The organism is Lactobacillus gallinarum DSM 10532 = JCM 2011, from assembly GCF_001434975.1.
Classification (GTDB): domain Bacteria; phylum Bacillota; class Bacilli; order Lactobacillales; family Lactobacillaceae; genus Lactobacillus; species Lactobacillus gallinarum.
The window spans coordinates 61,375-76,170 of the sequence record NZ_AZEL01000044.1; the positions used below are offsets into that span (position 1 = coordinate 61,375).

Below are 14,796 nucleotides of genomic sequence, written 5' to 3' on the forward strand. Positions count from 1 at the left end.
CTGCTACTTTGATTTATTACTTAGTTTCACGGTGAAGTGTTGCGCGTCTTTCAACTGGGCAATACTTCTTCAAAGATAAACGTTCCGGATGCTTACGCTTGTTCTTCTTAGATAAGTAACTTCTATCGCCACATTCGGTGCATTCTAAAATGATGTTATCTGCCATTTTTTTCACCACCTACACTTTTATTCTGACTGTACTAGAATAGCATTTTTCAAGCAATTTGACCAGTGTTAATTCTTTATTTTGTTGAATGAAGTTTAAAATAATCCTGAATCATTGCTTTAGCGACTTGCAAAGTATACTTCCCTTCCATGTCTGGATCAAGACCTGGGAACACCACAGCTACAGCAAGCTTTGGATTTTTAGATGGAGCGTAACCAATGAAAGTAGCGTTAATTAATTCAATATTATGTTTTCTATTAGGGTGTTCAGCATCATAGTAGAAAGTTTGGGCAGTACCAGTTTTACCTGAAACTGATGGTTTAACATCTTTCAAGTAGTGAGCAGTACCCCAACCATTTGTACCATGTACTACACGCCAGAATCCTTTTCTAACTACGTTTAATTCATCTGGAGTCCATGGAATAGACTGTTGAACGTTTGGCTTCTTATTGTAGTTAATATAAATCTTCTTGCCGTCTTTACTTGTCTTCCCAACAGACTGCACAATATATGGCTGCATTCTATAACCACCATTAGCAATTGTAGATACATATTGAGCAAGCTGAATTGGTGTATAAGCATCATAGTTACCATATGCCAAGTCAAGTACTGAACCAGAAAGAATATTTCCTTTAGAATTGAAGGACTTACCTTCAATTCCGGCAACTTCACCAGGAAGGTCAACACCAGTCTTTTGACCAAGACCAAACATTGCAAAGTTTCTTCTTAAAGTATTAAAAGCATTGTCTGGCATATGGATGTAGGTCTTAGGTACATATTTTGCACCAACCCAATTCATTGCTAAGTGCATCATATAAATGTTACTTGAAACTTCTAGCGCTGTTTCGGCATCCAATGAACTGAATGTTCCGACTGGGTAAACAGATTTCTTAACTGGTGAACCTGGAAGATAAATTGGCGTATCGGGCAAAGTGTTGCTAGTAGGAGTAATAACTTTATTAATCAAACCACCAGAAACAGTTGCACCCTTAACTACTGACCCCATAACAAATGACTGATTGATTACACCTAAGGCATTATCGGTAGTCTTGCCTGTATTCGTATTACGGTTAATACCAGCTACCGCTAATAATGCTCCCGTATTTGGATTCATTGCCACGGCGTAGGCACCGTTAGAATAGCGAGCTGCTCCTGCACCAATAGCTGAACCATAAATTCGCTTCAAAGATGCCTGAACTTCCTTTTGATACTTGGCATCAATGGTCAACATTAAGCTGGCACCAGCTTGTCCATCATAAACTGTCTTAGTCTGTTGAATATTACCATTAGACTTAGTAGTTACCTTGCTAGTTGACTTCGTTCCTTTTAATAGCGGTTCATATTCCTTTTCCAAATATGAAGTACCTACTCGATCATTACGAGAATAGCCATTTCTCAAGTAGTACTGCAAGTTATCGCTAGGTAATCCGGATTTTTCAGTAGAAACTGAACCAATAATACTTTGGATAGATGAACCATTTGGATAAGATCTTTGCCAGTCAGTTCCGATACCGACACCTGGCAACTCTGATAGGTGCTCACCCACTTGAGCGATTTCCTTATCAGTTAAGCCCTTATTTTTGATATAAATAGTTGATAAAGTATAGGCACCAGAAATCTTATTAAAGATCAATGCGGCCGTTTTCTGCTTTTCAGTTAACTTAGGATCCATTTTTTCAACATAAGCAATTGCGGCTTGGTAAACCTCGGAATTAGTTTTCTTATTTCCGCTTGCATCTACCTTAGCTGATTTAGGCAATTCAGCTGAAATCTTAGTATTATTATCTTCATCAGCTAAATAATAATCGGCAATCATTTGCTTTGTCGGCTTTTCATCTGTAATCTTAATATAGTTGCTCAACGCATTAGAAATTTGATATATCTGCGTTGTGGTGGTCGAAGCACTCTTAGTATAAGTGATAGCATTAGTAGCCTTATTTCCTACTAATACATGTCCCTTAGCATCATACATAACACCTCGCGGCACCTGATTTGAAACAACTGTCGAATCCGATTGTTGTACTTCTGCTTTAAAACGAGATCCATATACTAGCTGTAAATAAGCCAGTTGTCCGATCAACATCGCAAAAAGCACAAGGATAACCCCTACGATGATTCGCATTCTTATTGGAGTAGAAGACTGTTTGTTTGAACCAGTCCCACTATTTTTTCTAAAATAATCCACGTATATCGTCCCTTACTAAAACTGTATGTATTTTAACAAAAACTGAACGTTAATTCTACGATTGAGAATGGAGCTTAGCTAAATTTTAAGATGAATAATTATTTTACTATCCATAAATTATTTACTGCTAAAAAAAATCTTCTTTTTTTATTAAGTTTTATTTTACCTGGTTTAATTTTCTTCAGCTACTTCTTTTATACCAAAAATGGCGTTTTAACAGTAGACCTGGGGCAACAATATGTTGATTTCCTCGCTTTTTTTAGAAATAACTTGTTTTCTCATCCCCTTCGCTTAATTTATTCCTTTTCAAATGGATTAGGCGGATCGATGTTAGCAACAGATGCTTATTATCTTTTTAGCCCGTTTAATTTACTTTTATTCTTATTTCCAGAAAATTTATTACCGCAAGCTATTTTAATAATTATCGGACTAAAAATCGCTACAAGTGGCCTAACTAGTTATTATTACTGGCAGCAAAAAATAAATATGCCATTCTACGCTTTAGCTGCAAGCAGCGCCTATGCATTATCAGGATATGTTATCGCCAACCACTTCAACTTGATGTGGCTAGATTCAGTTATACTTTTGCCTCTTTTAATTAATGAAATCGATCGCACGCTAAGGCAAGAGAAAAGCCATCTAATCTTAATCACATTTTTACTGTGGTTTACCAATTTTTATACCGCATTTATGACATTAGCTTTTGGCTTTCTTTATTTATTGACCCAGATTTTCTTCTTCAATAGAAAAAAGCAATGGTCTATTTTTAAATCATATTTAATAAAAAGTATTTTGGGGTCTTTTTTAGATGCCTTTATGTTATTGCCAGTTTTTATTGAAATGTTGCAAGGAAAGGCAGCATCTTCTGCAAATTGGTCATGGGGATTTCAATTTATCCCATATAATCAAATAACTAAGCTTGCCGATGGTGCTTATAATTTTCATGAAATGCAAGAAGGGATGCCAAATATTTTTATTCCTCTTCCTTTTTTGTTGTTGACTATTCTTTACTTTCTAAATAAAAAAATTAATTGGAAAACTAAATTAGCTAATGGCCTCCTGCTTTTATTTTTAATCGCTTCACTATTTTGGACACCATTAGTCTTACTATGGCACTTAGGTCAATTTCCTGTCTGGTACCCTGGTCGCTTTAGTTTTGTGTTGATTTTTTTAGCTTTAAACTTAGCAATCATCGCATTAAATCAGCAAGAAAAAATCAAACTATGGCAAGTTCTGCCATTAGCTATTGTTGCTTTGGGACTGATTCTTTTTGTCACGTTTAATGATCAATCATTTGATTTCTTAAATGAAAATGCTCAAATTGCCACAGGAGCTTTTTTAGCTTTGGGCTTACTGTTTATCGCTTTTATTTATAATAAAAACAATTATGCAGCAATATTCTTTTATTTAATAATTGAATTGGAATTGGTAATTAATTTGGTCTTATCATTAGGAAATTTGGCCTATCAAAAAAATTACGATTATCAAAATTTTGTAAAAAATACAACGCAAGTTACTAACTATGAAACTAATCATGATCAAAGCTTATATAGAACCGAAAAGAATTTTTATCGTTCCGATGATGATCCATTTAGTGCTAATTATTATGGTTTGAGCAACTTCAATTCCATCTCCAACCAACATGTGCTGTCGCTGTTAAATAATCTAGGTTTTGTTAATAACAGCAATTCTTATACCAATTTTGGCGGTACTCCAATTACTGACGATCTTTTTGGCATTAAATATTACATTCTTCCTAATGAAGAAATCACCCCACTTAAAGAAAAAAAACAAATGAAATATGATAATAAAAATCAAAGAATCGACGTTGGTGATTATCATTTACAAAAACGATTTAATCAATTAATTTTAATGAAAAATAATTATGCACTGCCACTTTTATTTTTATCACCAACTTCTACCAAAAAGATGAAGTTCGATCCTAGTAATATCACTAAAAATCAAACTCAATTTTTACAAGCGGCAACTGGCAATACTACTACTCTCTTCCATAATGTAATTTGGCCCGATCCAAAAAAGATTAATGTTTCAAGTTGGGATGGCGGCTGGATGCAATATTCCAAAAAGAGAAAGAATAAATCAGCTCGTCTAATTTTTAACCTTAGGCCTAAAACAAATTCTTCTTATTATCTCGAGTTGCCTGGTGATATTGATGACAACGCTATTGATATGTACGTTAACGGTAGTTTCGTTAACCTTACAGTACGTGATTCAAATACTCGACTGATAAATTTAGGAAGTAGACAAAGTGGCCAACGTATCCAAATTGCTATTACTCTGAAAAAAGACAATTTAGACTTAAATGCAACAAATTTATGGCGTTTAGATACCAAAAAGCTAGCCCAAGAAATGCATTCATTTAAGCAAATTCAACCTCAAATTACTCAACCCTCTGCCTTGGTTATCAAATCCAATCATTTTTCCCTTCATAAAAAAATGACCATGAAATCTACTATCCCAAGTAGTATTAACTGGTTAGTAATTGATAATGGTAAAATTCTTCATAAAAATAAAGTACTATTTGCTAATGCTTTTCTGAGTTTTAACCTCAATCCCGGTAAACATCAGATAACTTTGATTTATATTCCATGGATTCTCATAATCGGCTTATTAATCAGCTTGATTACCTTAGTAATTTACATAAAAATAAACAAAAATATCAGTGTTAGCGTTAACATGGAGAAATAATACTAGACCTATAATATAAAAATGTAATAAAATGAATACGTTATCATATGGATAAATTAATATAGAAAGAAGATTTGAATATGGCTCTTACATACCAAATTGGTGTAGATGCAGGCGGTACTCACTCAACTGCCATTGCATATGACGAAAACGGCAAAGAACTTGGTCGCGCAGAAGGCGGTCCTGGTCAAATTAACGCTGATTACGAAGGCGGAATTAAAAACATCTCAGATACTATTAACGAATTGTTAAACAAGATTGACGGCGACTGTATGCGCGTTTTAGTAGGTATTGCTGGTCTTTCAGTTGTTGGTAACGCACCTGAAGTTGCTGCTACTATTTCATCAAGAATCAACAACTTACCTACCCGTGCTATTACTGACTCACTCTTAGCCCTTTATGCTGGTCTTGAAGGTGATGACGGTGCTCTTGTTATCGCTGGTACTGGTTCAGTATACAACGGCTTACAAAACGGTCACTTAATCGCTGTTGGTGGTTACGGTAACATTTTAGGTGACGAAGGTTCAGGTTATGCTATTGCTCGTTCAGCTATGCAATCTGCACTTCTTAGCTGGGACAAGCGTGAAGATAATGCACTTATTCCAATGTTCACTAAGTTATTCGACGTAGAACACATGGATGAATGTAACGCTAAATTCTACAGAATGTCTAATCCTGAAGTTGCCGGCATGGCAGTTCATGTTGCTAAGCTTGCAGATGAAGGCAGCGATGACGCAATCAAGATCATCCAACATCAAGCTCACTTGTTAGCTCGCGATATTATTATTGGTCTTAATCGTTACGAAGATCCAAAGCCAATGAAGATTGCTTTGACTGGTTCAGTTTTGGCTAACAACGAAATGATGAGAGGACTTATTGAAGACGAAGTTAAGGATAAATACCCTGACGCAATCTTCTCCATCTCAAATGGTGAAAACGCTCGTGCCGTATTATTCGACAAGAGTAAAGATTACCGTTACTTCACTAACCACGAAGATCGTTAATTTAAAACAAAGAAAAAGCTCACAGCTTTTACAAATTGTAGAAGTTGTGGGCTTTTTTGATTATTATGAAATTACAATTCTCATAGTTTTATTCATTGCATTTGCAAGTTTAGAAAGCGTTTTGGTACTCGTACTGTATCCACGTTCAATACGAGCTACTGTACTTTGAGGTACCCCAGCCTTTTCAGCTAGTTCACGTTGCGTTAAGCCCGCATCTTCTCTAGCTTTTAAAAGTGCCACTGAGCTACTAAACTGAGCCATATCTTTTTCAAATGCTTTTTTAAATCCCGGATTTTTCATTTTTTCTTGAATTACATCATCAATACTTTTACTCATAATTTTTCCTTTCATAATATTCATTTCTTATATCATGAGCATGCTTAATTTCTCGAAGAGGCGTCTTTTTGGTCGTTTTTGTAAAACCATGCGTAATTATGTACTTGTCACCATCTACGTGAAAGTACAAACCTCTCATCCGTTTATTAGAGAATATAGCCCTAAGTTCAAAAATATTTGAATCAATTACTCCTACCCAATGTTGCTGAATAGCGACACTTATACCATTAAGCTCTATTTGCTTAATAAGTGATAACAATTTTGCCTGTCCTTAACTGTCAATGAATTCAAATACTCATAAAATTCATTATGACCGTTTAAACGCTCGTACATTTCAAATTTTAGCTTTTTTCGCGCATTACTCCCTTTCTATGATAGCAAATATACTATCAAATTCATATACATAAGAATCAAAATTTACCTCCCACTATTTATTACGCAAAAAAGACGAAAATTTTTTTGGAAAAATTAAAAAGACGAGAAATTACGCAATTGTAACTTCTCGTCTTCTTATCTAAATCAATATTTTATTTTTTCTTCAATTGATCCAAGTGTTCCTTGATCTTATCAGCTGCTGCTTCAAGTTTTTCCTTTTCTTCAGAAGTAAGCTTCAATTCAATTACTTCTTCAATACCGTCGCGGCCAATAATTGCTGGATAGCCGATGTAAGTCTTGTATTCTGGATTATAAACTGAAACAGGACAGTATAAACGTGCATCGCTAAATACAGCTTGAACCAAACGAACTGCACAAGTAGCAATGGCATAACTAGTATAGCCTTTACCGTTTGCCACAACAAATGCGTTCTTATTTGATTGTTCACTGATCTTTTCTTGTTCTTCATCGCCAAATAATTGGAAAGCAATCTTATTGTTAACTCTGATCGTTGACCAAGCGGTGAATTGAGAAGAACCATGTTCACCCAAAACAAAACCTTCTACATTACGTGGATCTTGTCCTAACTTTTCACCAATAATTCTTTGTACTCTTGCAGTATCAAGGAAAGTACCAGTACCGAAGACACGATTCTTCTTCAAACCGGAAGTTTCTTGCAAAATTTGAGTAATTGCATCACAAGGGTTAGAAATATTGATCAAAACTCCGTGGAAGCCTGATTCCTTAATATCTGCACCAACTTGTCTAGCATTTTTTGCATTTAATTCAAATTCGCCGAAACGATCGCCAGTCTTAACTGAAGCTGCAATATCACCGAAAGCAGTAATAATAATATCGGCATCTTCAAGACCATCCCAATCTTGCTTTCTTACATTGACATAACTATCATTTCTAGCCAAAGTATCATGTAAATCATTGTATTCAGCGTTTACTTTATCTTCATTTTTGTCGATTAAAATTAAATCATCAACCATGCCATGAGTAAATAAAGTATATGCGACAGTTGCACCAACATGACCCATTCCGATAATTCCTACTGTTCTCATTTTTAAAAACCTTCTTTCTAACAAAAAGGGAGTTAGTTTTACCTAACTCCTCTTCTCAATTATTATGCTTCAACATTGTTGATTACAACGTCAAATTGGCCACCAGGAGTGGTAATTGATACAGTTTCACCCTTCTTCTTGCCCAAGAGTGCTTGTGCAATTGGTGAATCATTTGAGATCTTGCCATTTAATGGGTCAGATTCATCACTACCTACAATAGTGTAGGTTTCAGCATCATCTGTACCAACTTCAGTATAGGTAACAGTCTTACCAACTGAAACTTCATTAGGATCAACACTGTCAGCATCGACAACTTGTGCGTACTTAAGCATGTCTTCTACTTGAGCAATTCTGTCTTCTACGTGACTTTGTTCATCCTTAGCTGCATCGTATTCAGAATTTTCTGATAAGTCACCGAATGAACGTGCAACCTTAATACGTTCAATAACTTCTGGACGCTTAACTAATTTTAAATTCTTTAATTCTGCTTGAAGTTTTTCTTTACCTTCAGCAGTCATTGGATAAGATTTTTCAGGCATATTATTTTAACTCCTCAGAAATTAAATTCTCTTTGCATTGATCAATGATATTGGTTTACACCATTAAAGTCAACCATTAACGTACTTTAATATCAAGATCGTTTTCAAGACCTGCTCTGATCTTGTCCATTGCATTATTTACGACCTTATCAGTTAAAGTATCCTTTCTATTCAAGAAAGTTAAACTGTAAGCTATACTCTTCTTGCCAACTTCAATGTGACTACCCTCGTAAACATCAATTACTTTAAGAGCTGTCAAATACTTACCAGCATTAGACTTAATGACATTTTCAACTTCTTGGTTAGTTACATCTTTATTGACTAACAATGAAAGGTCACGTTCAATTGCTGGGAACTTAGGAGCTGGAGTAGCAGTCATGCCCTTAGTAAGCATAGGAATAATTACATCTAGGTTAATTTCATAACCATAAAGTTCTGAACCACGAAGAGCCTTGTCAGCAAGGGTTACAGCATGAGCAATCATACCGATCATACCAACATATTGCTTATCAATGTAAATAGCAGCGGTTCTAGTTGGGTGCATCCCTTTGATGCCTTCAGCCTTGTAGACTACCTTTTCGAGATCAATGCCAATTGCAGTAAATAGGTTAGTCAATTGACCTTTTACAAAGTAGAAGTCCACTTTTTGGGTTAAGTGTTGCCAGTTTTCAGCAAAGGTATTGCCTGAATATAAAGCAGCTAAATGTTCATGTTCATTAAATGTTCCACCATCATGATCATAAACACGGCCTTGTTCAAACAATGCCAATTGGGTTTGCTTTCTAGCAAAGTTGTAGCTAGCTGCATCAACTAAACCAGTCATCAAGTTTTCACGCATAGCAGAACGACTTGAGTTAAGTGGCATTTGAACCTTAACTAAATCCTTAGGATCCTTAGTGTAGCGAACAGCCTTTTCTGGTGAAGTTAATGAGTAAGAAATAGCTTCCATTAAGCCTTGTCCTTCGACAATAGCTTTCATACGACGCATCATTTCTTCTTTTTCTGAGTAACCACCGTGAGTTTCAGCCAAAAGTGGTTGAGTTGACTTCAAATTATCGTAACCATAGATACGACCAACTTCTTCAACTAAATCGGCAGGAATAGCAATATCCCATCTTCTATTTGGAACATGGACTGCAATATTATCGCCATCGTGCTCAACCATGAAGCCTAAACGATCAAAAATCTTAATCATATCTTTAGCAGAAATTTCAGTACCTAAAACATGATTAATGTATGAAACAGTAGTTTTAACTACAACTGGCTTACGTTTAGTGTCAGTTGCCTTAATAATGCCTTCATCTACAGTTGCATCTGCATCATTTCTAAGCAAGAGTGCAGCCATGTTAATTGCCTTTTCAGTTCCATCCCAGTTAACGCCCTTTTCATAACGACTAGAAGCTTCTGTACGGTTTGCATGGCGAAGAGCAGCTTTTCTAACCAAAGTAGGATCAAAAATTGCGGATTCTAAAATTACATCAGTAGTTTCAGCAGTAATTTCTGAGTTAAGTCCACCCATGACACCAGCCATCATTACAGGCTTTTCACCATCAGTAATAACGATATCATTAGGATCAAGATCTACTTCTTTTTCATTTAATAAAGTAAGCTTTTCACCCTTGTTAGCTAATCTAACTTCTAATTTTCCATTTGAGAAAGTCTTAGCATCATAGGCGTGCATTGGTTGACCAGTTAAAAGCATAATGTAATTAGTTACATCAACTACATTGTTAATTGGGCGAATGCCTGCATTCCAAAGACGTCTTTGCATCCAAAGTGGTGATGGTTGAATCTTAACGCCAGTTAATTTACGTAAGTAAAACTTAGGTGCTAACTTTTCATCAACCTTAACATCAAGAGAATCTGTCCAGTCAGGACCATCTTCTTTTAAGAAAACATCTTCTACCTTAGGCTTTTGATCAACAATTGCACCAACTTCGTAAGCTGAGCCTTCCATACTTAAGGTATCAGCACGGTTAGGCGTAATATCGAAGTCTAAAATGTAGTCATCCATTCCAAGTGCTTCATAAACATCTTGACCTGGCTTAACGTCTGCATCTTCTGGGAAAACATAGATTCCATCAACAAATTCTTCTGGTACTACGCTGTCACTGAAGCCAATTTCTTGCAAGCCACAGATCATTCCGTAACTTTCCATGCCGCGAATCTTGCCCTTCTTGATCTTTTCATTGCCAGCAATACGGGCACCGTGAAGAGCAACAATTACTAATTCACCTGCAGCAACATTAGGAGCACCACAAACAATTTGAAGTGGTTCATCTTCGCCAACGTCAACATGTGTTAAATGAAGGTGTGTACCCTCAACACCCTTACAGTCAAGGACCTTACCGACAACTAACTTCTTAAGTCCTTCTTCTGGATGCTTAACGTCAGCAATTTCAACACCAGTACGGGTAATCTTTTCAGCTAAGTCGTGAGGATCTTGATCTAAATTAAGAAAATCTTGTAACCAATTGTATGAAACTAACATAAATTAATTTTCCTCCTTGCGGAATTGCTTCAAGAAACGAACATCGTTAGTGTAGAAATCACGAATATCGTCAATACCGTACTTCAAAATTGCAAAACGGTCTAATCCTAAACCAAAGGCAAAACCACCATAAACAGTTGAATCAATACCAGCATTTTCTAATACGTTAGGGTGAACCATACCAGCACCTAATACTTCGATCCAACCAGTGTATTTACAAATTGGACAGCCCTTACCATCACAGTTAAAGCAAGATACGTCCATTTCAACTGATGGTTCAGTGAATGGGAAGTAACTTGGGCGAAGACGAGTAGCTCTATCTTGACCGAAGACATGCTTAGCAATCATTTCAAGAGTACCCTTTAAATCACTCATTGTAACGTTCTTATCTACTACTAAACCTTCCATTTGCATGAATTGGTGTGAGTGAGTGGCATCATCATCATCACGACGGTATACCTTACCAGGACCAACCATCTTAAGCGGACTCTTAGAAAAATCATGCTTTTCTAACACTCTTGCTTGGTCACCTGAAGTTTGGGTTCTAAGCAAGTCTTCACTATCAATGTAGAAAGTAGCTTGCATATCACGTGCTGGGTGATCCTTTGGCAAATTCATCATTTCAAAACAGTAGTGATCAGTTTCAATTTCAGGACCTTGTACTACCTTGTAACCCATACCGATAAAGTAACTTTCCAAATCATCCAAAATAACATTAATTGGGTGCTTTGAACCTAAATGTCCTTCACAACCTGGCAAAGTAACATCAATTTTTTCATCTTCAAGCTTTTTTACTAAAACTGCTTTAACGATTTCAGCCTTAGTAGCATCTAATTGCTTGTTAAATAAATCGCGTAGTTCATTAACCTTTTGTCCGACTTCGCGTCTGTTTTCTGGTGCAACATCACGCATAGAGTGCAAAATCTTAGTTAATTCACCCTTACGTCCAACTAATTCAACTCTGACTTTATTCAAAGTCTGTTCATCAGTAGCCTTTTTGATTTCTTCAAGACCTTGCTCATGAAGCTCTTTTAACTTATCAAATAAGTCCATTAATTCTTTCCTTTCAAAACAAAAAAGCTCCGTCCCTCAATAGGGACGAAGCGTCGCGGTACCACCCTAGTTTGGACATTATCTGCCCACACTCAAGTTTTCGTTAACGGTGAAATACCGGAATTGATTAGATTCTACTCCCAAGATGAAATTCACAATTAACTATTCTATCTTCTCTTTCAGCTTATTAAAGAAGATTCTCTGTTCAGATAATTAACTGTTACTAGTCTTGATCTCAGTAATTAACTATTATGATATTTCTTTTTGCTTGTTCTTGCAAGTCTTTAAGCCCATTTATCGGCCCAATTATGTACTTGATCAAAGACTGGTTTAAGTTCTACCCCTTTTTCAGTTAAACCATAGGAAATAATCCCTGTCTCCTTATCAACACTTCTTTTAACAATATCATCTTTTTCGAGTTCTTTAAGTCGTTCTACTAAAACTCGATCTGAACATGCCTCAATGCAGCGAGCCAAGTCTTTAAAACGCATATCTTCTGTATCACATAATGAACTAATAATTAAGCCGTTCCATTTTTTGCCAATTATTTGAAAAGCATTGATAAAATGACCACATAATTCGTAGTCTTCGGGTTTACAAGGAGCGCTCTCCTTTTTTTCTTTGACTTCTTGCATAAGTAAATTCCTCCATAACCATATATTATATTTTTGTTTTACTCTGACCATAAGTTATTATATGAAATTCACTTACTAAATACAAGTGCTATGCAAAGTAATAAATCATAATTCCTGCTGCTACGGCCGCATTCAAGGATTCTGCCTTGCCTTTAATTGGAATATACAATTTTTCATCGCTTAAGCTGGCAATCGTAGAGCTAACACCATGAGCTTCATTACCAATAATTAAAGCAAGTTGTGGTACTTTATCAAAATCAGGCAATTGTTTAGCAGTCTTATCTAACATACTTGCATAAACGGGAATTGCCGCATCTTGAAAATCAGTGATGACATCAGCCAAATCACGCTTAATCAAATCAATGTGGAATTGGCTGCCTTGCATTGCTCGCTGGGTCTTAGGGTTATACAAATCTGCACTTTCTGGAGAAAGTACCACCCCATCAAAGCCAGCTGCATCAGCTGTTCTAATGATTGTTCCAACATTACCTGGGTCTGCTAAATTATCAAGTAAAACCCACTTACCATAATTAAATGGAAATTCACGAGGTTGATCAATTTTTAGTACCATAAAAATTTCTTGTGAATTCTTGGTACTGCTTAAATGACGCGCAATCGCTTTATTGATCAAAATTACATTCTTACCACTTAGATCGACATCATAGTCTTCCTCTGCCTTATCGAGAGCTTCTTCAGTACCCAAGAGATATTGATACTTTTTACCAGATTTAATGGCTTCATCAAACAAATGAAAACCTTCAATTAAGTAGCGGCCTTCTTCATCTCGATACTTCTTCTGCTTTAACTTAGCTAACTTTTTAACCGTTGCATTATTAACTGAACTAATTTGTTGCATATGTTTCTCCTTTTTTAATCCTTTTCTATTATAAAGTATAATGAGCATAGAACATGTTAAAATTAAAAATGAAATTGATTTTTAAGAAGGAAAATACTATGGAAACAAGAAAATTAACTGTCTCTGGTTTAGTACAAGGCGTTGGCTTTCGCTGGAGCACTACGGCACTAGCAAATAAAATGAACATCCCTGGTACTGTTAAAAATAATTCGGATGGCACTGTTACTATTTACTTACAAAGTACTCCCGATAAAATTGATCATTTTATTGAAAAACTACCATCTGCATCAGGATTCGCTCATATTGAAAATATTGCACAAGAATCTATCCCAAATGTGGAACAAATGCATGATTTTCATGTATTATATTAGAGATGCATATTTTATTTACTATAGAAACTAAGTGGTGATTTATTTAATGAAGAAAATCAAAAGATATACGGGAGTCTTAGCACTTTTAGTAGTTACTGCTCTTGTATTAAGTGCTTGTGGTGCTACAAATAATCCTAATGTTGCACCTCATAGTGGCATTTATGGTTGGGTTTACCAATGGCTAGGCCGACCATTACAAAATATCATGATTCACACGGCTCATATGGTCGGTGGTGACAACGGCGCAGGTTGGGGTATTGTGATTATTACCGTCGTTGTTCGTTTAATCTTAATGCCTTTAATGCTTGTTCAACAAAACAAGAGTGTGCGTCAACAAGAAAAGATGGCTCGTTTGCAACCACAAATGAAGTTAATCCAAACTGCAATGAAGCATAAAGGAATTACTCCTCAACAACAAATGACCTTGTCAGGTTGGCAAAGAGAACTTTATTCTAAGAATGAAATGTCATTAACTGGCGGGATTGGTTGTTTGCCATTGATCATTCAGTTGCCAATTATGTGGGGAATTTATCAAGCGGTATTCTACTCACCACAATTGGCTCACTCAACTTTCTTTGGCATTTCACTTAGTCAAAAGTCAGTTGTGTTAGCGATTGTTGCGACTATCTTTACGGTAATTCAAGGATACATTTCATTAATCGGTATTCCTGAAGAACAAAAGAAGACCATGCAATCAATGATGATCTTCAACCCAATTATGACTTTATTCTTCAGTTTATCCTTCTCAGGCGCTTTAGCATTATACTGGGCAGCCGGTAACTTAGTAATGATTATTCAACAAATCATTGTTACCTTCATTCTTACACCTAGCGTTAAGAAACATGTGGCTGATGAATTAAAGGATAAGCCGGTTGAAATTGTAGTTACTAAAGAAAAAGTTGCCGATTTGTTTGATACTAATTCTGGTAATAGCACTACTAGTCAAGCAAAGAAGGAATTGCACCAAGACTTACGTAACCGCAATAAGGGTAAGCAAAAACGTAAATAA

Annotated in this window: 14 protein-coding genes and 1 other annotated feature; of the genes, 4 read left to right on the plus strand and 10 right to left on the minus strand. The window is 35.9% G+C overall.

Features of this window, described 5'->3' with window-relative positions:
* Nucleotides 1-16: 16 nt before the first annotated feature.
* Nucleotides 17-166, minus strand: coding sequence for a 50S ribosomal protein L33 (rpmG, locus tag FC37_RS05285; RefSeq protein WP_003548272.1), 150 nt, complete (start codon nt 164-166; stop codon nt 17-19).
* A 76-nt stretch (nt 167-242) separates the two neighbouring features.
* Nucleotides 243-2,351, minus strand: coding sequence for a peptidoglycan D,D-transpeptidase FtsI family protein (locus FC37_RS05290; RefSeq protein WP_025005338.1), 2,109 nt, complete (start codon nt 2,349-2,351; stop codon nt 243-245).
* A gap of 90 nt (nt 2,352-2,441) precedes the next feature.
* Between FC37_RS05290 and FC37_RS05295 the strand changes: the two genes are divergently transcribed.
* Nucleotides 2,442-5,060, plus strand: a complete 2,619-nt coding sequence (locus tag FC37_RS05295) for a YfhO family protein (RefSeq protein ID WP_056945531.1) — start codon at nt 2,442-2,444, stop codon at nt 5,058-5,060.
* An 80-nt stretch (nt 5,061-5,140) separates the two neighbouring features.
* Nucleotides 5,141-6,064, plus strand: coding sequence for an N-acetylglucosamine kinase (locus FC37_RS05300; RefSeq protein WP_025005337.1), 924 nt, complete (start codon nt 5,141-5,143; stop codon nt 6,062-6,064).
* Between the two features lie 63 nt (nt 6,065-6,127).
* Here FC37_RS05300 and FC37_RS05305 read toward each other — a convergent pair whose 3' ends face one another.
* From FC37_RS05305 to FC37_RS05340, 8 genes are all read right to left on the minus strand, one after another.
* Nucleotides 6,128-6,424 (minus strand): helix-turn-helix domain-containing protein, encoded by a 297-nt coding sequence (locus FC37_RS05305; protein ID WP_081776553.1) that lies wholly within the window; start codon nt 6,422-6,424, stop codon nt 6,128-6,130.
* The gene (locus tag FC37_RS05310) at nt 6,393-6,659 is read right to left on the minus strand and encodes a type II toxin-antitoxin system RelE/ParE family toxin (RefSeq protein ID WP_306424291.1); all 267 of its coding nucleotides are present in this window, start codon (nt 6,657-6,659) and stop codon (nt 6,393-6,395) included. Before FC37_RS05310 ends, FC37_RS05305 begins: the two co-directional genes overlap by 32 nt.
* Nucleotides 6,660-6,927: 268 nt before the next feature.
* Nucleotides 6,928-7,842 carry an L-lactate dehydrogenase gene (locus FC37_RS05315; RefSeq protein ID WP_025005335.1) on the minus strand — a complete coding sequence of 305 codons (915 nt, stop codon included), beginning with the start codon at nt 7,840-7,842 and terminating at the stop codon, nt 6,928-6,930.
* A 62-nt stretch (nt 7,843-7,904) separates the two neighbouring features.
* A complete protein-coding gene (gene greA / locus FC37_RS05320) occupies nt 7,905-8,381 on the minus strand; it encodes a transcription elongation factor GreA (RefSeq protein ID WP_014918467.1) in 477 nt (158 codons plus the stop codon).
* A gap of 76 nt (nt 8,382-8,457) precedes the next feature.
* Nucleotides 8,458-10,872 (minus strand): phenylalanine--tRNA ligase subunit beta, encoded by a 2,415-nt coding sequence (gene pheT / locus FC37_RS05325; protein ID WP_056945532.1) that lies wholly within the window; start codon nt 10,870-10,872, stop codon nt 8,458-8,460.
* A 3-nt stretch (nt 10,873-10,875) separates the two neighbouring features.
* Nucleotides 10,876-11,925: a phenylalanine--tRNA ligase subunit alpha gene (gene pheS / locus FC37_RS05330; protein ID WP_025005334.1), complete on the minus strand. Its 1,050-nt coding sequence runs from the start codon at nt 11,923-11,925 to the stop codon at nt 10,876-10,878.
* Between the two features lie 38 nt (nt 11,926-11,963).
* Nucleotides 11,964-12,171 (minus strand) — a binding site (T-box leader).
* Between the two features lie 38 nt (nt 12,172-12,209).
* Nucleotides 12,210-12,560 (minus strand): winged helix-turn-helix transcriptional regulator, encoded by a 351-nt coding sequence (locus FC37_RS05335; protein WP_025005333.1) that lies wholly within the window; start codon nt 12,558-12,560, stop codon nt 12,210-12,212.
* A gap of 88 nt (nt 12,561-12,648) precedes the next feature.
* Nucleotides 12,649-13,416 carry a TrmH family RNA methyltransferase gene (locus FC37_RS05340; RefSeq protein WP_025005332.1) on the minus strand — a complete coding sequence of 256 codons (768 nt, stop codon included), beginning with the start codon at nt 13,414-13,416 and terminating at the stop codon, nt 12,649-12,651.
* 98 nt (nt 13,417-13,514) lie between these two features.
* On the opposite strand from FC37_RS05340, the gene FC37_RS05345 reads away from it, so the two are divergent.
* Complete coding sequence (locus FC37_RS05345; RefSeq protein ID WP_025005331.1) at nt 13,515-13,787, plus strand: acylphosphatase; 273 nt, start codon at nt 13,515-13,517, stop codon at nt 13,785-13,787.
* A 46-nt stretch (nt 13,788-13,833) separates the two neighbouring features.
* Nucleotides 13,834-14,796, plus strand: a complete 963-nt coding sequence (gene yidC, locus FC37_RS05350) for a membrane protein insertase YidC (protein ID WP_025005330.1) — start codon at nt 13,834-13,836, stop codon at nt 14,794-14,796.